Origin of the sequence: Streptomyces enissocaesilis (assembly GCF_039533765.1) — a bacterium.
Classification (GTDB): Bacteria; Actinomycetota; Actinomycetes; order Streptomycetales; family Streptomycetaceae; genus Streptomyces; species Streptomyces enissocaesilis.
This window is the reverse complement of record NZ_BAAAUD010000031.1, coordinates 26,452-47,158: the sequence shown is the minus strand read 5'-3', so window position 1 is coordinate 47,158 and position 20,707 is coordinate 26,452. Positions and strand designations below refer to the sequence as shown.

16 protein-coding genes and 2 pseudogenes are annotated in these 20,707 nt (G+C 69.9%); 6 read left to right on the top strand and 12 right to left on the bottom strand.

From position 1 onward, the window contains the following. Positions 1-187: 187 nt before the first annotated feature. From ABD374_RS14045 to ABD374_RS14035, 3 genes are all read right to left on the bottom strand, one after another. On the bottom strand, positions 188-658 hold the full coding sequence (locus tag ABD374_RS14045) for a hypothetical protein (protein WP_344495000.1): 471 nt from the start codon (positions 656-658) through the stop codon (positions 188-190). A 127-nt stretch (positions 659-785) separates the two neighbouring features. Beyond that, on the bottom strand, positions 786-1,343 hold the full coding sequence (locus ABD374_RS14040; RefSeq protein WP_344494998.1) for a hypothetical protein: 558 nt from the start codon (positions 1,341-1,343) through the stop codon (positions 786-788). 630 nt (positions 1,344-1,973) lie between these two features. Further along, the gene (locus ABD374_RS14035; RefSeq protein ID WP_344494996.1) at positions 1,974-3,722 is read right to left on the bottom strand and encodes a SpoIIE family protein phosphatase; all 1,749 of its coding nucleotides are present in this window, start codon (positions 3,720-3,722) and stop codon (positions 1,974-1,976) included. Positions 3,723-4,309: 587 nt separating this feature from the next. Between ABD374_RS14035 and ABD374_RS14030 the strand changes: the two genes are divergently transcribed. The 3 genes and pseudogenes from ABD374_RS14030 to ABD374_RS34605 form a co-directional block, all read left to right on the top strand. Next, the gene (locus ABD374_RS14030; RefSeq protein ID WP_344495189.1) at positions 4,310-4,714 is read left to right on the top strand and encodes a DUF7144 family membrane protein; all 405 of its coding nucleotides are present in this window, start codon (positions 4,310-4,312) and stop codon (positions 4,712-4,714) included. A 102-nt stretch (positions 4,715-4,816) separates the two neighbouring features. Then, positions 4,817-5,080: a LapA family protein gene (locus ABD374_RS14025; protein ID WP_344494994.1), complete on the top strand. Its 264-nt coding sequence runs from the start codon at positions 4,817-4,819 to the stop codon at positions 5,078-5,080. A 157-nt stretch (positions 5,081-5,237) separates the two neighbouring features. Next, positions 5,238-5,342: pseudogene (locus tag ABD374_RS34605) on the top strand (DUF7144 family membrane protein); the annotation flags it as partial. A 48-nt stretch (positions 5,343-5,390) separates the two neighbouring features. On the opposite strand, the gene ABD374_RS14020 reads toward ABD374_RS34605, so the two are convergent. The 6 genes from ABD374_RS14020 to ABD374_RS13995 all read right to left on the bottom strand — a co-directional run bounded on the left by ABD374_RS14020 (position 5,391) and on the right by ABD374_RS13995 (position 12,453). Next, positions 5,391-6,071 (bottom strand): GAP family protein, encoded by a 681-nt coding sequence (locus ABD374_RS14020; protein WP_344494992.1) that lies wholly within the window; start codon positions 6,069-6,071, stop codon positions 5,391-5,393. Positions 6,072-6,111: 40 nt separating this feature from the next. Further along, positions 6,112-6,597 (bottom strand): DUF1269 domain-containing protein, encoded by a 486-nt coding sequence (locus ABD374_RS14015; protein ID WP_344494990.1) that lies wholly within the window; start codon positions 6,595-6,597, stop codon positions 6,112-6,114. A gap of 76 nt (positions 6,598-6,673) precedes the next feature. Then, a complete protein-coding gene (locus ABD374_RS14010) occupies positions 6,674-7,993 on the bottom strand; it encodes a DUF2254 domain-containing protein (RefSeq protein WP_344494988.1) in 1,320 nt (439 codons plus the stop codon). Beyond that, positions 7,990-9,072, bottom strand: a complete 1,083-nt coding sequence (locus ABD374_RS14005; RefSeq protein WP_344494986.1) for a DUF389 domain-containing protein — start codon at positions 9,070-9,072, stop codon at positions 7,990-7,992. Before ABD374_RS14005 ends, ABD374_RS14010 begins: the two co-directional genes overlap by 4 nt. A 91-nt stretch (positions 9,073-9,163) precedes the next feature. Continuing rightward, the gene (locus tag ABD374_RS14000) at positions 9,164-11,065 is read right to left on the bottom strand and encodes an alkyl/aryl-sulfatase (protein WP_425577235.1); all 1,902 of its coding nucleotides are present in this window, start codon (positions 11,063-11,065) and stop codon (positions 9,164-9,166) included. 179 nt (positions 11,066-11,244) lie between these two features. Continuing rightward, positions 11,245-12,453: a cation:proton antiporter gene (locus ABD374_RS13995; RefSeq protein ID WP_344495185.1), complete on the bottom strand. Its 1,209-nt coding sequence runs from the start codon at positions 12,451-12,453 to the stop codon at positions 11,245-11,247. A 664-nt stretch (positions 12,454-13,117) separates the two neighbouring features. On the opposite strand from ABD374_RS13995, the gene ABD374_RS13990 reads away from it, so the two are divergent. Next, complete coding sequence (locus ABD374_RS13990; RefSeq protein WP_344494984.1) at positions 13,118-13,729, top strand: hypothetical protein; 612 nt, start codon at positions 13,118-13,120, stop codon at positions 13,727-13,729. A 384-nt stretch (positions 13,730-14,113) separates the two neighbouring features. On the opposite strand, the gene ABD374_RS13985 is transcribed toward ABD374_RS13990, so the two are convergent. Both ABD374_RS13985 and ABD374_RS13980 read right to left on the bottom strand, forming a co-directional pair. After that, positions 14,114-15,676, bottom strand: a complete 1,563-nt coding sequence (locus tag ABD374_RS13985; RefSeq protein WP_344494983.1) for a PQQ-dependent sugar dehydrogenase — start codon at positions 15,674-15,676, stop codon at positions 14,114-14,116. A gap of 354 nt (positions 15,677-16,030) precedes the next feature. Continuing rightward, positions 16,031-16,702, bottom strand: a complete 672-nt coding sequence (locus ABD374_RS13980; RefSeq protein WP_425577234.1) for a lytic polysaccharide monooxygenase auxiliary activity family 9 protein — start codon at positions 16,700-16,702, stop codon at positions 16,031-16,033. Positions 16,703-17,127: 425 nt separating this feature from the next. Here ABD374_RS13980 and ABD374_RS13975 point away from each other — a divergent pair. After that, a pseudogene (locus tag ABD374_RS13975) lies at positions 17,128-17,334 on the top strand (IS701 family transposase); the annotation flags it as partial. Positions 17,335-17,499: 165 nt separating this feature from the next. On the opposite strand, the gene ABD374_RS13970 reads toward ABD374_RS13975, so the two are convergent. Further along, entirely contained in the window at positions 17,500-18,888 is a 1,389-nt protein-coding gene (locus ABD374_RS13970; protein WP_344494981.1) for a cellulase family glycosylhydrolase, read from the bottom strand. A gap of 412 nt (positions 18,889-19,300) precedes the next feature. On the opposite strand from ABD374_RS13970, the gene ABD374_RS13965 reads away from it, so the two are divergent. Then, positions 19,301-20,620 (top strand): pectate lyase family protein, encoded by a 1,320-nt coding sequence (locus tag ABD374_RS13965; protein WP_344494980.1) that lies wholly within the window; start codon positions 19,301-19,303, stop codon positions 20,618-20,620. Positions 20,621-20,707 lie beyond the last annotated feature (87 nt).

Here is a 20,707-nt window from a genome sequence, read left to right as displayed (position 1 = left end):
ATGCCGCGCCGCGAGCAGCGGCACCGGGCGGCACGTCCTCCAGGCGGTGCTGGGAATACTGATCGCGCAAGCCGCGCGCTCGAGGGAAACCCGTGTGCGGGGCAGTCGCACACGGCGGCTCCGCCGCTGCGGGGAGGGGGACCGCCCGGGCGGGTCACCGCCGCCCGCTCGAGCGGGTCGGTCCAGTTCAGGTGGTGAGCAGGCGGTTGAAGAACGACCGGTAATGCCGCAGCGCCTTGCGCAGGTCCTCGGTGTCCACCTCCTCACCCTGCTTCCACTGCCCCTCCAGGTCCTTCTTGTAGTCGGCGAAGGTCGCCGCCAGCGTCTGCATGACGTCTGCGACGAGGGCGTCGGCCTTGTGTACGGCCTCACGGGGGTCGTCGACGAACTGATTCTGTACGTCCTGCCAACGCGTACGGAAGCTCTCCTCGTCCTCGGTCGTCAGGAGTTCCGGCACGTCCTCCTCCTGCGCGGTGACCGGTTCCGGCCCCGGGGCCGTGGACGCGCCGACATCAGCTGCCGGTGCGGTGCTTTCTCCAGGGAAGGCGGGAGGCCCGCCCTCCGGCTCCTCACCCGCATCGCCCAGGCCGCGGGGCCCGGCGAGATCCTCGGTCGACAGGCCGCTCTCGGTGGGGTCGGGAATGTTCTCGCGTTCCATCTCTCCTCCGTTCTCCTGCATCCGTATCCGCCCACCTCCGCCGGGTCTCACCCCGCTTCGTCCGGCGTCGCATACGACCGGACGAAGGGCCCCCCGGCACTCGCCGGGGCGGGGCGGGGCGAGCCGGTCAGGCCCGGGCGTGACGCCCCGGGCCCCCGTCGGACAGAAGCTCGTCGAACAAGGCGCGGTAGTGCACCATGGCTCCCCGCAGTTGCTCGGTCGTCGCCTGGTGCTTCATGCTCAACTCGTTGACCTCGTGTGCTGCGCGGTAGTGCTCGATCGTGCGGCCGTGCTCGACCGAGAGATCCCTGATCCGCTGGGTCAGACCCTCGGTCGGATAACCCCGCTCTCGCATCAACGAGGTGACCAGGGAGTCCGCGTCCCGCACGGCGTCCTCCGGCCGGTCCACGAATTCTCCCTGCACACCCGTCCAGTCCTGGCTGTAGCGCTCCCGGACATCACCGGGCAGTGGTTTGATGTCCAGCGAGTCATGGCGCTTCTCGCGCGCGCTGAGATCACGTTCGGCCTCGAGGCGGCTACCGGCACCTTCGACGGTCCGTTCGTACTCGGGGCCGAAACGCTCACGCAGGCGCTTACGCCGGAAGCCGAGAAACGCCACCACGGCGAGCGCGGCAAGCACCACCACTACAGGAATGATGATCGCTAGGAGGGTCCCTGTCGTCATTGGGCCAACCCCCTCACTGATGCCCGTTATGCCTTATTAAGGGTATTCCTTGCCGCGCCCCGGGGAAACGCCTGCGCCCGGCATATGACGGACACGGTCCGGGCCGGTTCCCCGGAGCGGTCGCGTGCGAGGAGCAGGAGACGCGCTCCCCGGTCGGGGAGCGCGTGCCGACCCGTGCGGCCGACGGGGTTTCCACGTCCACCAGGAGGGTGCCGCAGTGGCGGCCCTTGCGTATGGCGTACTCATCGGGCACCGGCCCCCCGCGGATCTGGTGCCTCCCGTTCCGGTAACGCGTCGAGCAGCCGCACCACGGGTCCTCGGCCGACGGAGACCCCGAAGCCCCGCGCCGTTCGAGCGCCAGCCCGGCCGGCGAGGGCGAGACCGGCCGCCGCCAGCGTCGAGCGCGGGCGCTCCGTCCGTCGGCTGTGTTTCCGGGTCAGCCCTGGCAGTCGCCCGACGAACGTACGCCGTCCGCACGAAGCATCCCTCATCGGCCGGCCCCTCGCCATGACACGGCCGGGGTGCCCGGCCTCCGCCCGGGCACCCCGGTACCGCCGCGCCGGACGGTGGACCGGCACGCCCGTCGGCGGCTCACCCTTCGTCCGCGACACCTGCGCGAGGCGTTTCGCGTCATTGCTCCTGTGCGGGGGCGGGTGTGCGTAGCGCGATCATGGCGACATCGTCGTCGTTGTCGTGGGGGCGGACCTGGTCCAACAGGGAGTCGCAGAAGGAGTCCAGGGGACGGTGGGCGAGGGAGGCGGCGTGCCGGCGCAGCCGGTTCAGTCCATGGTCGATGGAGTGCTGCGGGGACTCGACCAGTCCGTCGGTGTAGAGCAGGAGCGTGGCCCGGGGCGGTAGGACGGTGACGGCGTCGGGGCGAGGTCTGGTCACTCCGGCCCCGAGCAGTATGCCGTGAGCTTCGTCGAGGTAGTGGGCCTGACCGTCGTGGGTGACGAGCAGGGGCGGGGGGTGGCCGGCGTTCGTCCAGCGCAGGCGCCACAGCGTGTCGTCACCGACTGTGAGCATGGCGAGGATCATGGTCGCCATGGGTACCTCGGCTATGTGCATCACGGCCTCGTCGAGCCGTGTGACGACGGCGCTGGGGGCGGCCTCCGGATGGGACCAGGCGAAGGCACGCAGCATGTTGCGGACTTGCGCCATACCGGCCGCTGCGTCGAGATCGTGTCCCACGACATCGCCGATGGCCAGTGCGTGGGCGTGGGCATGGGGGGCCAGAGCGAAGGCGTCGTACCAGTCACCTCCCACGGAGGAGGCGTCCGGGGCGGGCACGTATCGCGCGGTCATCTCAAGCCCCGGCAGCATGGGCAGCTGGGGCAGCAGGTGGCGTTGCATGGTTTCGGCGACTTTGCGCTGGCGCTGGTACAGGCGCGCATTGTCCAGCGCCAGGCCCGCCCGGCGGGTGAGGTCCTCCAGCAGCGGCAGGTCGGCGGGGGTGAAGGCGCCCTGACGCTGGGCGCGGCCCAGGGTCAGGGCGCCGAGTACGTCGCGCAGACCTCGAATGGGTGCGATGGCAGCGGAGTGCATGCCCGTCTCGGTGAACAGGCGCTGTTGCTCGACCGCGATGCCGGAATCGGGTGGGCCCTGGTAAGTGGCGGGACCGGCAAGAGTGGAGGCGGCGCCGCGCAGAGCCCGTGACAGCGGCATCGGGGAGTCTTCCGGCACTGGGGGCATCGGGCCTTGCAGGTCGTCCCGCTCGACCAGAATGCCGTCCTTGTGCTGCATCACCAGGACACGTCGCACTTCGTCGCGTTCGGTGAGGAGGTCGACCACCGCCCAGTCCGCCAGCCGGGGCACGGTCAGGGCCGCCAGTCGGTGCAGGGCCTCGTTCACGTCCAGGGTGGACGTGAGCTGCGTGGTCGTCTCCGCCAGCAGAGCCAGGCGATCCAGTTCCGTCAGCGGTCCGGGGTGCCCGCCCTCGCTCTGCTGCACGTCCTCCCGGTGCAACTCGTACAACAGCGCCAGCGCGCCCGTCAGGCCCGGACCCGGCGTACAGGGTGTGACCAGCCAGGACAACTGGACGAGAGTGCCGTCCCCGCGGGCGAACCACTCGGCGTCGCCATGTCTGGTGCTCCTTGTGAGGAGCGCCTTCCTTATCCGGCAGCGGGTGCGCGGCATGGCATGTCCATGCTTGTCCCGGTGGAGCAGGTCGTGGAAGTCCTGGCCGATGAGTTCCTTGGCATCTCTGCCCAGCAAGCTCTGGGCCGCGCCATTGGCCGCGACGATGAAGCCGTCGTCGTCGACCACGATGGCGGACGCCACCAAGTTTCCCAGAGCTTCGTCCAGCAGTCCGCCGGACAGCAGCGCCTGGTACCCGGACACCGGGATATCTCCCGTGCCGGGAACGGCGACGTCGTCCATGTCTCTCCTTCGTCTGGACGCCAATCCGCTCGGGTACCCCAGTCCGACCGTTACAAGCACATGAGCTCGCGATCCCGGAAACGCTCACCGGGCATCCTCCAGCCGCGCGAGGAGCCGATGGCGGCGAAAGTGCTCAGCGGACGCGCTCGAAGACCCCTTCTTCCGCAGCGGCTCGAAGACGAGCTGACCTCTGGTGTTCCACCCCACTGGCCCGTTTCCGGGCGCCATGACTCAGGTCCGCCTCGTACGTGGGGTCCGGGACTGCGAACGCCGCGCCGGGCACCGCCGCTGGGAGGGCGGGGCCCGCGCCACCCCGAGCGTGCGGGCTCCGGCGAACCCCCAGAGGCCGCCCGGGTCGCGCAGCGGTTGGGCACCTGACGGGCCGCACCACCGCACCCAGGGCGAGCGGCCTGCCCGGCCTCCTCGTCTCCGCACCGCGTGGTTGAGGATCCCCGGCGGAACGGCTCACCCGAACGGCCCCGTCCGTCTCGCAGGCTCCGGCCGTCCGGGTGATGCTGCCTGAGTGAACCGAGGAGGCAACCGTGGCCGATAACCCGAACTCTCCCGACGCAACCGGCACCACACGCATGCGGCAGGGGGGCGAGGCCCGTGGCGGCTCCGGCGCGTGGGCACGCGGCGGAACCGTGTTCGCAGGTGTCCTGCTGCTCGTGGACGGAGTCCTCGCCGTACTCAACGGCATCGCGGGCATCGCCGAGGACAACATCTACGAGCGGATCGGGGACTACGTCTACAAGTTCGACCTCACCACGTGGGGCTGGATCCACCTCGTCATCGGCGTCGTGCTGATCCTCACAGGTCTCGGAATTCTCAAGGGCGGCGCGGCGGCCCGCGGCCTGGGCGTCGCTATGGCTGCGCTGAGCATCGTCGCCAACTTCCTGTGGCTGCCCTACCAGCCGGTCTGGGCGATCATCGCCATCGCGATCGGCGTCTTCGTGATCTGGGCTCTCGTGACGGACCGCCCAACGGTGTGATCGGAGCGGCCGGGTCACCGGAGGGGGAGCGGCCGGGCGGGGATCACCCGTACGGCGCAGTCCACCGGGCCAGGTCCGCCGGGGTACGCGGAAGCTGATGGCATGAGCCAAGAAGAAGCGAAGACCCCGTCGGGCCGGGCCGCCGACCGCGGGCGCACGGGCCGGCGCATCGCCCTGACACCGAATCGCATCACCGCGGCCGTGCTGGCCGCCCTCGCGATCGTCCTGATCGCCGAGAACACCCGGGACATCGAGATCCGGTTGCTGGTGCCCGTCGTCACCATGCCGCTGTACCTGGCTCTCCTCCTCATGTTCGTGATCGGAGGGCTCTGCGGTGCGCTCCTGCTGCGCAGCAGGGGGAAGTGACAGCTGTGCATCCAGCCCGGACGGGCTGACCAGCGCGGGTATCCGTTCTGGCACAGGTGAGGGCTGGTGCTTCTCCCGTCGGTGACTCGGGCGGTCCACTCCTCACCGGAGTGGGCGGGGCGATCCTCGACGGGGCGACTCGGGGTGCCCGTTGGGCGTGGCCCCCGCCGCACCGAGTCTGGTGGCGAATTTCGTCCGGCTGCCGCACGTGCCGCTGTGGGCAGTCACCCCGATCGCGATCGACGTGCTCGTGATCTGTTCGCTCCGCACCTACGAGGGCGACAATTGCGGCCGACGCGCCCCCCGCTCGTCAACCTGTCAGTCCGCTGACCGCGTCCCCGGTGTACTTGGCACCGAGGACGACGAGCAAGGTCACCATGATCGCCGCGTTGTGTTCACCCATCCAGGACTTCCACTCGCTCAGGATCCGTGTCGAGGCGCTTCCGCCCAGCAGATGGACCCCCAGCGGCAGGAGGGCCGGCAGCGAGGCGATCAGCACCATGAGCACGGCCGCGGTGGCTCTGCCGCCGGCCGCGGCGCTGCTGCCCGCGATCGACAGCGCACCGCCGGCGGCCAGGACGAGGTTCTTCGGGTTGGCGACGGCCAGCGCCGCCGCCAACCCGGCCGCTCGGGCGGGCGTGAAGGTGTCGATCGCCCGCATCCATCGCGGGGTCTCCTCGGCGCCCCGGCTTTGCCGTGGCCGGCTCTTCCACTGCTTCACGGCCATCAGAAGGAACAGCACACCGAGAACCAGCTTCGTCCACAGCGTCCAGACCGCGGGCCCGCCGCTGCCTGAGGCGCCGGCACCCGCGCCGGCGAGGACGGCGACCGTCACCACGGCGGCGAGAGCGGTGATCCAGCCCAAGGCGAACGAGCCACCGTTCGCTCGTCCCTGTGGGGTGGCGAGCATCAGCACCACCGCGATGAGCGGAAGGGGGCTGAGGGCGATGCCGACCGCGGACGCCAGCATCTGCCCGACGGCGTCGCCCATGTCGATCCTCCGAGTCGCGGAGCCGGGTTGGGGACGGGACTCAGTCCGCGAACACTTCCCGGAGTCTCGCTTCCTTGACGCCGTCCAGGTTGGAGTGGATCAGCTGGGCGTGACCATGGGGCAACGCCTCCCTCACACGGTCCACCACCGCGTCCTGGGACAGCAGGAACAGCGCCGAAGTTCCCGGTCCGACTTCGGTCTTGACGGAGTCGATGAAGTCGTCGTCGATGCCGACGTCGGCGAGCTTGCCGCCGAGAGCGCCGGCGGCGGCCCCGATCGCCGCTCCGAACAGCGGCATGAGGAAGATCAGGCCGAAGAGCATTCCCCAGAAGGACCCGGACAGGGCGCCGGCGCCCGCGAGGTCGTGCAGCTGCTTCGTCCTCGGCTTCTTCGCCTCCTCGGGCCAGCTGACCGTGGCCGCGTCCACGACCTTGATCAGCTCCTGCTTCTGCAACTGGAGCAGACTGCTCTCCACCGCTTCGGCCCCTTCGGGGGAGTCGAACTTCCAAACGGTCAGGGTCGCCACATCCGCCTCCGTAGCCATGAGTGCGTTCAGGTCGTGCCGTTCAGTAAACGCGAATGGATCGAAAGTTGCATTTCGGTCAATCGTTTCCTGATGGTGTACCGCGTGGGTTCGGGCCCCCCAAGCCCTGCGGATCCGGATGGGAGGCCGCTTCGCGCAGGAACGGATCCGCCAGGGCCGTTTCGGCGAGCCTCCCGAGTGCCTGCCGGCGCTCCACCACGGCAGCCTTCCGGTCCGCGGGTGCGGCGTCGACCAGCCCGTCGAGAAGGGCGCGAAGGCGGCGTACGGTCTGAAGGTTCGACGCCCCGTAGGCGAGCGTCTCGTCCAGGGCCACGGCCACGAAGTCCGGCCACTGCGGCGCCGGGTAAGAAACGCGGGCCTCTCCTTCGCCGTCGACGAGCCACGCGGGGCCGACCGGGCGGTCCGACAGCCTCAGCAGTACGTCCTCGATCTGGTCCAGCGCCTGGACGGCCGTAGTGGGATCGTTCATGGCCGGGGAGAGTCCTCTGACGGCGATGTCGGCGAGGAGCCGGAGCCCGTACGCGGCGTCGTGTTCCACGGTGCGGCTGGGGGCGTAGTGGATGCAGGAGGCGATACGGCCGGGCAGCCGGCGGGGGAACGGTCCGGTGGTCAGGAGAAAGGCGACCGCCGTACCGGACCGCACGAAGTCACCCACGCTGCACACCACCTGGATCCGCAAGTCGTGGCGGGCGGCGAGGCGGACGAGACGTCTCTCGGCGAGCGCCGACACGACACCTGGCGGGCCCCGGTGCACCACCGGGACGCGGGTGCCGGGCCGCGGGCCCGAGGGAGCCGTGATGACCGGTGACGCCTCGTGCGGCGGAAACATCCGGTCGATGACCGTGCGCAGCTCACCGCCCACCGAGCGGGAGAGGCCGCCGCCGGTCACGGCGTGCCGGAGGGAGGCGAGTAGGTAGAGGACGGCGATCGCGTCGAAGACGACCAGCACGATGGCGAGTGTCACGCTCAGCCGCGGCACCTCGTCGCCCGTGACATGGCTGAGGCCCACGAGCGCGTAGACGGCGGTTCCCACGAGCAGACCGAAGACGATGAGGTAGCGCGGGAAGTGCCCGAGTGCTCCTACGAGCCGCGGTGACATGTTCAGAATGGTCTGGACGACCAGGGTGATGGCCGTGACGACGAAGCCGGCCAGCGTAATCATGCTCCCTGCGATGGCGGCCAGGGTCGCCTGAGCCGTCGACGCGTCGAATCTCAGCCCCGCCGCGGGCAGGTGCTTCTCCCACATCGGCAGCCCCCAGCCGAGCACTGCGCCTGCCGCGACCAGAAACAAGGCGGTCGCCTGGCTTCGCGCCCGCCGGTCACGGGCCGTGCTCGGGCCCCGGCGAGGTGCCCGCGACCGCAGACGCTGCGCACTCATGGACGCATCGTGCGAGGTCGCGCGAAGGACGCCGCCGTGCCGCGCGCGGCTCCGGTGCGACCGATGCGGCCGCCTTCCCGCACGGTGCAGTTGTCCGTCCCGGCCGGACACCAGTGCGTCCGCCCGCCGACGAGGTGCAGTTCGAGATCGGCGTCACCGAGGCCGCCCGTGTCCAGTGCCTCTCGCAGCGCCGCCGGGGCGGGCTGCGGGGGCAGCCCGAGGACGCCGATGACGATGATGCCGTTACGGGCCTCGACCGAGGCGATCTGCCATGTGCTGTCGGCGGCCCACCGCTCGGCGATGGGCTGCGCATCGGCGGCCAGCAAGCGGTCGCGGCCGACCGTCAAGGAGCCGACGGTGAGTGGGACGGCGACGAGGAGCAGTACGACGATCACGGCGGCCAGGGTCCGCCCGCGGAACTCGCCCACACGCAGCTGAGCGGCGGCGGCTCCGGCCCGCACGCCGTAGCACAGGAAGACCACGGTCCCTGTCGCGACGATCGCGGTCACGTTGGTGGTGAACAGCAGCGCCGCCTGACCGGCGTCATGATACCGGTGTGCGGTGATCAGCAGGCCCGTGACGCTCAGTGGCGGAACGAGGGAGATGGCGATCGCGACGCCGGGCAGAGCATCCGAGATGTCGGCGCGAACGAGTGCGAAGGCACCCACCGTCCCGGTGGCCAGAGCCGCGACCAGATCGATCAGGCGGGGACTGATGCGGGAGGAGACCTGGCTGTTGGAGGCGAAGCCGTCAGGCGGAGAGACGATCCAGCCCAGCAGCATGCCGATCACGACCACCGCCACCGCCCCGCCCAGGACGAGCAGCACACTGCGCACCACATGGTGCCGGTCGGCCAGGACAAGAGCCAGCGCGCTTCCCAGGATCGGCGTCATCAGGGGAGCGACGATCATCGCGCCGATGACAGTGGCGGAGGAGTCACCGACGACGCCCGCCCCGGCGATCACGGCAGCGAGGGCGAGCAGAGCCCAGAAGCGCGTCGAACTGGGACTGCGCCACGGGGGCTCGACGAAGAGGGTGTCCGCCATGCGTTGCGCGGCTGCCGCGTCGACACCTGCCATGACCAGCCCCTTTCGATGATCTCTGCCCCATGGGATACCGGCCTGGTCAGGACGGAGCTGAGGAGAGCGGACGCGTCGGTGCCGTGCCGGATCAGGGAGTGACGATCGCGAAGTCCGGGTCCGGCTCGCTGAGGTACCCGAGCAGTTCGGTGAGCTTGTCCGCGTCACCGGAGGTTCGGGCGCGTCCCTGGACCACAAGTTCGGTGGGGGAGACGCTGCCCAGCAGGACAGCGCGCAGGTCGGCCTCGTCGAGCGCGACCTCGACGTCCGGATCGGCCGCTGCCGGGCCGGTGCCGGTGACGTGGGTGAGGACGCCGTTGCGCAGCCGCAGCGTGACCGGCTGCCCCTCGTTCAGGTTCCAGCGCACGGTGATGTCGGCCTCCCAGCAGCGGGGGCCGTCGACACGGATGGCCAGAGCGTCGAAGAGCTGGTCGAGGGTGAGGGCGCGCAGGAAGTCGGGGGACATGGTGACGGTGGGGGAGCCGACCGGCCCCTGGCGCAGTTCCAGGGCGCCGGTGAGGTAGAAGTTGCGCCAGGTGCCGTTCTCGCTCCCGTATCCGAGCTGCTCCAGAGCGTCCGCCTGCAGGGCCGCGGCCTCGACATTGTCCGGGGCCGCGAACAGCACGTGGTCGACGACCTGGACGACCCAGCGGAAGTCGCCCTCGGCGAAGGACTCCCGGGCCCGGCGCAGGATCTCCTCGGCGCCGCCCATGAATTCGACGTACCGTGTCGCGGCCTCGACGGGCGGATGCTCCCACAGGTGCGCGGGGTTGCCGTCGAACCAGCCCATGTACCGCTGGTAGACGGCCTTGGTGTTGTGGCTGACGGAGCCGTAGTAGCCATGGGTGTGCCAGGCCCGCTCCAGGGCGGGGGGCATCCGGATCTCCTCGGCGATCTCCAGCGGGGTCATGCCCCGGTTGAGCATCCGCAGCGTCTGGTCGTGGAGGTAGGCGTACAGGTCGCGTTGCTCGGACAGGAAGGCCAGGGCCCGTTCCCGGCCCCACACCGGCCAGTGGTGGGAAGCGAACGCGACATCGGTGGACTCCCCGAACAGCTCGATCGCCTGCGTCAGGTAGCGGGCCCAGATCCGTGGGTCACGGACCTCGGCGCCGCGCAGGGTGAGCAGGTTGTGCAGGTTGTGGGTGGCGTTCTCCGCCAGGCACAGCGCCGCGTGGCCGGGGAAGTGGATGTTCAGCTCGGACGGTGCCTCCGTCCCCGGGGTGAGCTGGAAGACCATCCGGACACCGTCGACCGTCTCCGTCTGCCCGGTGCGCGTGACGTCGAGCGTCGGCGGGATCAGGCCGACCGCGCCCGTCGACGTCGTCTGACCGAGCCCCGCGCCGATCTGCCCGCGCTCACCCTTCGGCAGGGCGGCCCCGTACATGTAAGCGGCGCGGCGGGCCATCGCCGTCCCCGCGTAGACGTTCTCGCTGACCGCGTGTTCGAGGAAGCCCTCCGGCGCGATCACCGGCAGCCCGGCCGCGACCTCCTCCTCGCTCACCACACCCCGCACGCCGCCGAAGTGGTCGACATGACTGTGCGTGTACAGGACGCCCGCCACGGGCCGGTCCCCGCGGTGGCTGCGGTACAGAGCGAGGGCTGCGGCGGCGGTCTCGGCGGAGATGAGGGGATCGATCACGAGGACCCCCCGCCGGCCCTCGACGACCGTCATGTTCGACAGGTCGAAACCACGGATCTGGTAGATGCCCTCCACCACTTCGAACAGGCCGTGGTCGGCGACCAGGCGGCTCTGCCGCCACAGGCTCGGGTTGGCCGTGGACGGGCAGTCCTGCGTCAGGAAGCCGTAGGCGTCGAGGTCCCACACGACACGGCCGTCGGCGCTGCTGATGCGGCCGTCCTGCGCGGTGCCCATGAAGCCGCGGCGGGCGTCGTCCATGTCCTGGGTGTCGCCGAAGGGGAACCGGTTCCGAACGCTCTCGTTGGCCTGCCTGATCGCAGCTTCCGCCGGCTTGGACTGGATCATCTCGGTCATCTCGTTCTCCTTCACGGCCAGCTGCGGCAGCCCGACGGCGAGCCCTCTGCCACTCTCGCCGGGGTGTCACCCCGTTGCCAGCAGGGTTGCTCCGTCGGGACGAAGGCCCTGGGACGAGGGCCGGGCGGTGGACGAGGGCCGGGTGGTGGGCAAGGGCTGCTCCGACAGCCTCGCCGCCTTCACGAATCCGAGCGGTTCGGGCGTCGCTGCCGCGCACTGCCGGCGGAACGTCCACCGAGGCGGAGCGCGAACAGCGGAAAGACGAGCACCGAGATCATGGCGGCGCCGACGAGCGCCGCGGCCTCGTCCGTGCCGATGGTGTCTTCGTCCAGGCCGATCGTGGTGATCGCGACCACCAGGGGCAGACAGGTGGCCGAGTACAGGGACAACGCCTCCCGGTCGCGGGGAGCGAGATCCTTCGGAGCCAGTGCGTAGACGGGAAGACCTCGCACCACGAGGAAGAGAGCGAGGAAGACCGGGACGAGCAGCAGGGCCCGGCCGCCCTCCAGGAGAGCGCGCAGATCGAACTCGACGCCGGTGACCACGAAGAACAGCGGTACGAGAAATCCGAAGCCCATGGCTTCCACTTTTCCCATGACCTCGTGGCCGGTGGCCGGGGACGAGCCGGCCAGGACGAGCTTGGTGATGACCCCGGCGGCGAACGCGCCGAGAAGGACGTCAAGTCCGAGAACCGCCGAGAGCGCGAGCATCGCGGCGAGGAGCAGCATGACCGAACGGACCGCGAACTGGCCGCTGCTGTGCACGGTCGTCTCGACGACCTGCGAGAACCAGGGAGCTCTCTGCCTGGACGCCCACCACACCGCCGCCACCGTGATCACGGCGAAGAGCGCCAGCACCAGGGCGGAGGCCAGCGGCCGGCGCCCACTCAGGAGCAGGGCCATGGCGACGACCGGTCCGAACTCGCCCACCGCGCCGAAGGCGAGCATGACCGTACCGAACCGGCCCCCGAGCCGCCCGCTGTCGCGCAGGATGGGCAGCACCGTACCGAGAGCGGTACTCGTCAGCGCTGTTCCGATGACGAGGCCGTGATCGATGTCCCCTTCGGCCAGCGCTGTCGCCGCTCCGATTCCGACCACAAGGGCGATCAGCCAGGACCCGACCGCGCGCCGGAGCGTGCCGCGCCCCAGGGCGGCGAAATCGAGCTCGTAGCCGGCCAGGAAGATGAGCATCGCCAGGCCGAGCTCCGACAGCGTGTCCAGCAGAGCGTCCGTGCGCACCCATCCCAGGACGTCGGGCCCCAGCAGGATGCCCAGGCCGATCTCGAAGATCACAACCGGCACACGGAACCAGCGGCGGCCGGCGAACGCGAGAAGCGGTGCGAGTGCCGAGGCTGTCATGACGAGGATGAAGTACCCGAGATGCCCCATACGGGCATTCTTCATGGGGCGGCGATCGAAACTCTGCGCAACACCGGGACTGCCGTATCTTCGGCCGGCATGGCGGGCTGCTCGCCTGCGCGGCATGCGTGGGGGCGTGAAGCTGTCGCGACGTCGCGAGATGAAGAGCCCCTGTGCCGACGGACGACCGGCGCCCTGGCCTCGGCTGGTTCAGGGCCTGCCCCCAGGCCACCGGTGTGCGCCCGGCCCCGTCACCGGGCAGGACCCGCTGACGCTCCACATGGAGTGTGTGGCGATTCCGAACCGATCGCCAAGGGTGTCGGGCCTGTGGTGTGTGCGCGTGTGATGTGTGGTGTGGGTGTTACGGGCGATATTTTGACGCTCAGATGACGTTCCTTCTGACGAGCTGTCAGGTGCGTGGTGCCGGTGGGGGAGTGCGTCGTCCTTGCCGAGCCGCGTGGGGGAACGCTCCAGGAGAGCTTGGAGCAGGACGGTACGGGTGCTGATGCCCTGAGCGCACCAGCCATCCTTGATGACGGATCCGGAATTAGGGATTTACGGCCAAAATTTGATGATTCAGGCTATTTAAAGACATTTGATCATTCATCGGAGTGCGCAGGGCTTCGCACTTGCCTACGTTGGGGGCTGTCGGGCAGAGAATCTCTCCGCCCGCACAAACCGAAGGAAGTACCTCATGCGCTCCATGCGCACCACGGCCACTACCCGGACCTTCCTGATCGCCGCGATCGCCGTAGCCGGTCTCACCCTCACTCCCGTCCTCGCCTCCGCCCAGCCCGGTACGGGCAGCGCCCGGACTCACAACGGCGCCGGGGCCCCCGGCAGCAACGGCACCAACGGTGCCGGGATCCTCGGCGGTATCGGCGGCCTCGGCGGCACCGGTGGCGCCGCGGGTGCCAACGGCAACGGAGGCAACGGAGGCGCCGGTGGCAACGCCACCGGCAGCGCGAGCGTCGGCGGGGCCGGGGGGACGGGCGGCGCCGGCGGTGCCAACGGCAACGGCGGCAGTGGCGGCGCCGGTGGTGACGCCACGCTCGGCGGAACCGGCGGCAAGGGCGGAGTGGGCGGCGTCGGCGATGCCGGTGCCGGTATCGCCGGTGGCAAGGGCGGCAACGGCGGTGCCTCCAAGGCCGGGGGCGGCCACACGGGCGGCACGGGCGGTGCCGGCGGCGCGGCCAGCCCGGTGTGCCCGGGCAAGCCCGGCGGCAACGGCACCGCCGCCACGGTGTTCGCGGACGGCACCACCGGCACCACCGGTGCTGCCGGCAAGACCACCCTCCCCTGTTGACCACCTCCGGTGAGCGGGTCGCTGCGCCAGGACAGGAAGCACCGGTCACGACATCCCACCTCGTGACGACCGACCGCTGACGACCGGTCAGTGGAGTGCGGGACCCGGACAAGCGCCCGGCTGAGATTTCTCAGCCGGGCGCTTTCCGTCGTACGCGGCCGACGGCATCTCACCGCCGGCCGGTTCCCCGGCGGACTCGTGCCCGATCGTCATCCCGCTCACTTGGCGCCTCTCCTTGATCAGTAGATCCGCCGCTGACCGGACACGCACCGTCGTGGCTGCCTCTCCCGCCTGTCCACGGCGCGCTCACCCGTCGCCACCCGACTGAGGGGAGTGCTCCCGGAAGGTGCGGGTTTCCGGCTCACGGACCGGCGGGCCGGCGGCTCAGCGGCCGATGGCGCAGGCGTCCCCGTTGAGTGTGAACCGCGGCGGCGGCGACGAGTCCCCGGTGTGGTTGGCGAGATAGCCGAGGGTGATGCTCGCGCCCGGAGCAATCGTGGCGTTGTACGAGGCGTCGGCTGCCGCGATCGTGTTGCTTCCCTGGGTCAGGTCGGTGTTCCAGTCGGAGATGACGGCCTGTCCGAGGGCCAGCGGGAACTCAAGCGTCCAGCCGTTCACCGGGGTGCTGCCGGTGTTGGTGACGGTGAGGTCGACTGTCGTGCCGCTGCCCCAGGTCCTCACGGTGCGGTCCACACGACAGGTCGGTTCCTCCCGCGCGAACGACACGCGGTGCAGGCCGCCGGGCAGGTCGTTGACCACGTAGAACTCCCCGTCGGCGGTCGTGCCGATCGATGTCACCTGTGTGGGCATCTCCCCGATCTCGGCCTGCTCGTAGCCGCCCCTGCCGTCGGGGCGCAGTGCCCAGACCGTGGACGAGCAGTAGTCGGTGGCGATGTACGTGCCGCCGACCAGGCCGGCGTACTTCCGGCCCCGGTAGACGTGGCCGCCGATGACCGAACAGCCGCCGGTGTAGGGGGAATACGTGAAGACCGGCTCGGTGTACTTCTCGCCGGGCACGCAGTGGCCGCCGTCGAACCTCTCCAGCCCCTCGTAGCAGGACCAGCCGAGGTTCAGCCCTCCCTGTCCGGGAGCGAGGTGGTCGACCTCCTCCCACCGGCCCTGGCCGACGTCGCCGATCCACATCGAGCCGTCGGCCCTGTCGAAGGAGAACCGCCACGGGTTGCGCAGCCCGTACAGCCAGATCTCCTCACGGGCGCCGGGGGTGTCCACGAAGGGGTTGTCGCCGGGGACGCAGTAAGCGAGCGGGCCGCAGCCGCGGCTCACGTCGATGCGCAGGATCTTGCCCAGCAGGGTGTCCAACCGCTGGCCGGCGCGCAGGGGGTCCGCGGAGCCGCCGCCGTCGCCGATGCTCCAGTACAGGTTGCCGTCGGGGCCGAACGCGAGCTGGCCGCCGTTGTGGTTGCTGTGTTCGGCGTGCTCCTGGGAGAGCAGGACCTCCAGGCGGGACTCGTCGAGCCGGAAGCGGGCGAGAGTGACCGCGCCGTCGGGCAGTGCCGTGTACGCCAGGTACAGGTCCTGGCTGTCGGCGAAGTCGGGGGGGAGGGCGATGCCGAGCAGACCGCGCTCGTTGCCCGATTCGTCCACGGCCGAGGTGATGTCGATGAGCGGGGTCCGGGCCAGACCGGTGTCCGGGTGGTAGACGCGGACGGTGCCGGGCTTCTCGGTGATGAACAGCCGGCCCGTGCCGTCGTCGGGGGCGACGAGAGCGGTGGGCCGTCTCAGCCCGGAGGCGACCTGGGTGGTGGTCGCACTGAGCGACGGCAGGGGCACCGGCGCGGTGTCCTGCGCCGTTCCCGTCCGGGTCGCCGTGGTGTTCGACGTTGCGGGGGGAGTCGCCGCGAAGGACTGGGGCGCGGCGGGTGACAAGGTGAGGGTGGTCAGCAGGAGGGCCAGCAGAAGGGGCCCGGTCCAGCGGCGTCGTGACATGTCGGCTCCAGAGGCGAGGGCGCTTGCACAGGGGTGGCGCTTGCACGGCGGTGGTGCTTGCACACGTGGTTGCCCGCATGCGGTGGCGTCTCCCCGGGCGGCAAACGCGACCGGGCTGCGGCCCGCCGGCTCCGAGGCCCGGCGGGCCGGTCCGCATGCGCCGCAGGCGACGGACGGCCCCCGGTCGGGCGGGGTGTTCCGGCGGGCTCCCGCTCGTCCCGTACGGACGCACTCGTCACGGCGGATGCCGCCGGATCCGACCAGTGGCAGGCCACCACCGGGTGACGCGGTGGTGGCCTGCCCTCGGGGCGGTGCGTCAGGGTACGGACGCGGCCTGCCGGACGACCGGCGAGGTCAGCGGAAGTTCACGTCACTGCAGAGGAAATACGTCTGGTCCATGTGCGAGGCCTGCCAGACCGTGTAGACGACGTGACGACCGCTGTAGCCGGACGTACTCACGGGGATCGAGTAGTTCTGGCTGGGCGCGTACTTGCCGGTGCGGGCCACCAGTTGAAGATCGCTCCAGCGCAGCGGCTGGGTGGCGGGGTCGAAGCCCTGCCGGGTGACGTAGACCAGGAAGTAGTCCGCGCCGTGGCTGGCCTGGTCGTACAGCTTGACGGTGAAGTTGGCGCCGACGTCCGTGGTCTTCCACGGGCCCACGGTGTCCATCGAGTTGTAGCGACCGCCCTCGGTCCGGCCGCCGCTGCACAGCTGCCCGTCCGGGACGACTGCCTGGAAGTTGCCGCCGGAGCCGTTGCGGTACAGGCCGTTCCAGTTCCACATGGCGTTGGGGTTGGCCTGCCACGCCTGCCAGCACATGGGGTCCTGCTGCGCCATGGCCGGGTTCTGGAAGTCGCTGCCCCAGCGCTGCCAGCAGCCGTAGCTGCGCGATGCCGGGTCGACGACCGATCCATGGGCCACGGCGGTGCCGCTCCAGGGGACCAGGCTGAGCAGCACCGCGACGAGGGTGCTCAGGACGAACGTCAGACGACGCCGCCCTCCATGGGCATGCATATGACAATCCATGACCTTCTTCTTCCTGTGGGGAAAGTCCGGTTTGCTGTGGGGATGTCGACGGTGTGGGAGCGCTCCCGTAACTCCAGGTTGCTCGCCGTGAAACGGAGCGGCAACGTTTGTTTGCGCCACTTTCACGCCGCGGGTGGCGCGAAATGACACGATCGCCGGGCGGCGGCCCGCTGCGGATACGGCCTGCGCGGGGCCGCCCGACGGAGAGGATCCGCGCACTCGCCTGCACGGTGGATCATCACCATTACGGCCCTTACGGCCGACGCGCTCGCAGGCGATGGGCGCGAACAGCTGTGACGACGCAGTGGATGGCCGCCCACGACTTCCCCGGACGACCGGCCCAGCACACCGGCGACTTCTCCCGCACGGCCCAGTACCGCAACGGTGCTTGCCCTGACTGCTGGACAGATGTGTCTTTGGCGGGGCTGGGTGCGGGGGACCTTGCTGATGTCAGGACGCGGGCGGGTGAACTGGTCGTGGTACGCGAGCGGTTCGCGCACCGGTTCAGCCGGCCGGAACCGCGGGAGCCGGCGCCGGCCTCCATGCGGGGCCTGATCGCTCCGCTGCGGCGCGAGAACGACCGGACCCTGGCGGGGGAGGCCGGCCACGCAGGCCCGGACCGCGCCCACCGGGGCACGACGGCTGTGAGGACCGCCGGTCCAGAGGGCGGCGCCGCGGTAATCGCGGGAGAGGGAGGCGTGCGTGTGCCTTCGAGCCGGGGGTGCGAAAGGGCAAGGGAGCGGTCCCGACGGGCGGGACGGGACGGGGCTCCGGTCCAGCCGGAGCCCCGTCGAAGGTCAGCTGGTAGGGAAGTTGTCGGGGGTACTCATCCGGTTTTTGAGCAGCGCCCCGGACTCGGTCAGCACACCGCTGCTGCTGTAGTCGCTGCCGTTGCAGGTGCCGGGCTTGAACGCGGCGCTGCCCTCATTGGCATCCGAGTAGGTCCAGTTCGCGTAGCCGATCTTCAGCTGATCGAGCAGGTCCAGCCAGGCCGTGGTGCTCGCCCGGTCCACCGCTCCACCGCCGGTGTAGCTCACCGTGCCGAACTCGGTGACGAACAGCGGCAGCTGCGATGCCGCCCGGCTCACCGCGGCACGGTAGCTGTCCCTGTGGCTCGCCGCGTAGAAGTGGAACGCGTACATGATGTTGGTGGCGTTGACCGGATTGTTGACGACCTCGCTCTCGTTGGAGCCGTCCGAGACTCCCAGCGAGGACCAGCCGCGGGTGCCGACGATGACGACGGCGTCCGGGTCGGCGGCCCGGATCACCGGGATGATCTGCTCGGCGTAGCTCTTGATGCCCGCCCAGCTCACGCCGTTGGGCTCATTGGCGATCTCGTAGATCACGTTCTTCTTGGCGGCGTTGCGGGCGGCGACGGACGCGAAGAACGTCTTCGCGCGGTCGAGGTTGTAGTTCGGGTCGCCCGGCGTCAGGGTGTGGAAGTCGATCATGGCGTACATGCCACGCGCCTCGGCCATGTCGACGAGATTGTTCACGCGGCTGGTGAAGCCCGCCGGGTCGGTCTCGTAACCGCTCTCCTGCACATACATGGCGATGCGCAGCAGGTCCGACTTCCAGTTCGCCGCCAGCGCGTCCAGGGAGGCGGCATTGTAGCACTTGTTGAACCACTGGATGCCGTGCGTGCTCATGCCCCGCAGCTGGATGGGGCGGTTGTACTGGTTGCACAGGTTCACGCCGCAGACATGGAGCTGTCCGTTGACACCGACGGGAGTGCCGGTGCCCGGGTTGGGATCCGGGCCGGGCGGCGGGGGCTCCTCGTCGACGGAGCCCGTACAGGTGACGCCGTTGAGCGTGAACGCCGTGGGCTTGGGGTTGGCGCCCGTGGAGGAGCCCGTGAATCCCAGGTCGGTGGCCGCGCCGGTGGCCAGGGTGCGGTTCCAGTCGACGCCGGCGGCGGTGACCGTGGAGCCGGACTGCGACCAGGTGGCGTTCCATCCCTGGACGACCTTCTGCCCGGCGTCCGGCAGGGTGAACTTGAGCGTCCATCCGGTGACGGGGGCACCCAGGTTGGTGATCTTCACTCCGGCCTGGAAGCCGCCCTGCCACTGGTTGGTGATCGTGTAGTCGACCTTGCAGCCGGTGGCGGCCACGGCCTGAGGGCCGGACAGTGCCGTGAGGCCGAGGACCATCGCGCAGGTCGCCAGTAAGGCCAGTAAGCGTTTCAAAGCTTTCCTCCTCGTACGAAGCGGAAACAGTGGGATGGGAGCGCTCCCAGAACCCATCGGCCCGGACCGTACACCGACGCGTCGATGTGCGATAGGCATTCGACCGTCGAATGACGGGTCGGCCCGGGCGCCCCTCGCTCAACCGGGCGCTGCCGGGCCTGTCGGAAGGGGGCTGGGCGGCGAGCCGGACCGGTCGGCTCGAGCGCCGTTGCGGTACCGGGCCCTGTCCCCTCCTCGGTCAGCTTGCTTCGGTGTGCCGAAGTGGTGGCGAAGTCCGCCCCGGGCCTGAAACGGAATTCACTGAAATTAATTTGTCAGGACAGTTGACCAAATACTTGGTGCCTCCCTAGCTTCGTGGCGTCGTACTTCATGCGTCATACATGAGACGCGATACACGATCCGGGAGACGTATATGACGCCCGTGCCCGTCCTTCGCGCAGCGCTCCGTCTCACCGCGGTGGGAGCCTTGTTGGCCGGCGCCTCAGCCTCCGCCTTCGCCTCCGCCGAGATCCGCGACATCAGCCGCGAGACGCTCGCGCCCGACGACGGCTGGGCGGCTGCGCAGGGCGGCACCAGCGGGGGCGCCGCGGCCGACGAGGACCATGTGTTCACCGTACGCAATCGGACGGAGCTGGCCCGTGCCCTGGACGGCGGCAGCGACACCCCGAAGATCATCAAAGTCGCCGGGGTGGTCGACGCGAACACCGACGACGAGGGCCGCCGCCTGGACTGCGCCGACTACGTCACCGGCGGCTACCGCCTGAAGGAGTATCTGGCCGCCTACGACCCGCGCACCTGGGGCTCCGTCAAGCCGGCCGGTCCGCAGGAGGAGGCCAGGAAGGCGTCGGCCGCGCGCCAGGCCGAGCGGGTGGAGCTCCCGGTCGGCTCCAACACCACGATCGTCGGGCTCGGTTCCGGTGCCGTACTCAAGGGAGCCAGTCTGCAGATCGAGAACGCGGACAACGTCATCGTGCGCAACCTCGAACTGCGTGACGCCTTCGACTGCTTCCCCGTCTGGCAGCCCAACACCGGGGGCCTCGGCGACTGGAAGGCCGCGTACGACACCATCTGGCTGCGCGGCGCCTCGCATGTGTGGATCGACCACGTCACCGCCAGCGACAAGGGCCACCCCGACGAGGACGAGCCGACCTACTTCGGGCGCAACTACCTGCGTCACGACGGCCTGTTGGACATCACCCAGGGATCGGACCTGGTGACCGTCTCCTGGAGCCGGTTCGCCGACCACGACAAGGCCATGCTGATCGGCAACAGCGACTCCGCGGCCGGTGACCGCGGCAGACTGCGCGTCACCCTGCATCACAACGAGTTCCACGGCGTCGTACAGCGCGCCCCGCGCGTCCGCTACGGCCAAGTGCACCTGTACAACAACCGGTACGTCGTTCCGGCCGATGCCCACGACTACCGGTACTCGATCGGGGTCTCCACCGAGTCGGCGGTCTACGCGGAGAACAACTCCTTCACCACGCCGGGCCACGTCGAGGCGGCGGATCTGGTGAAGAGCTGGAACGGTACCGCCCTGCACCAGAGCGGGACTTCCTTCAACGGCTTCCCGGTCGACCTGTTGGCGATCCACAACGCCTACAACTCCGGCAGTGAACGCGACCTGACCGGCGACGTCAACTGGAAGCCCTCCCTGCACGGCCCGGTCGACAGCGCGGCGCGGGCGGATCGCGATGTGGCGCGGGGGGCGGGCGCGGGCCGTGTCCGATGAGGACCACCCGCCCCGAGCCCTCACTCGTCCCGGCTGCTTCTCGGTTCCGCTCACCACTCGTCTGCCGGACTGCTCATGACGGGCCCG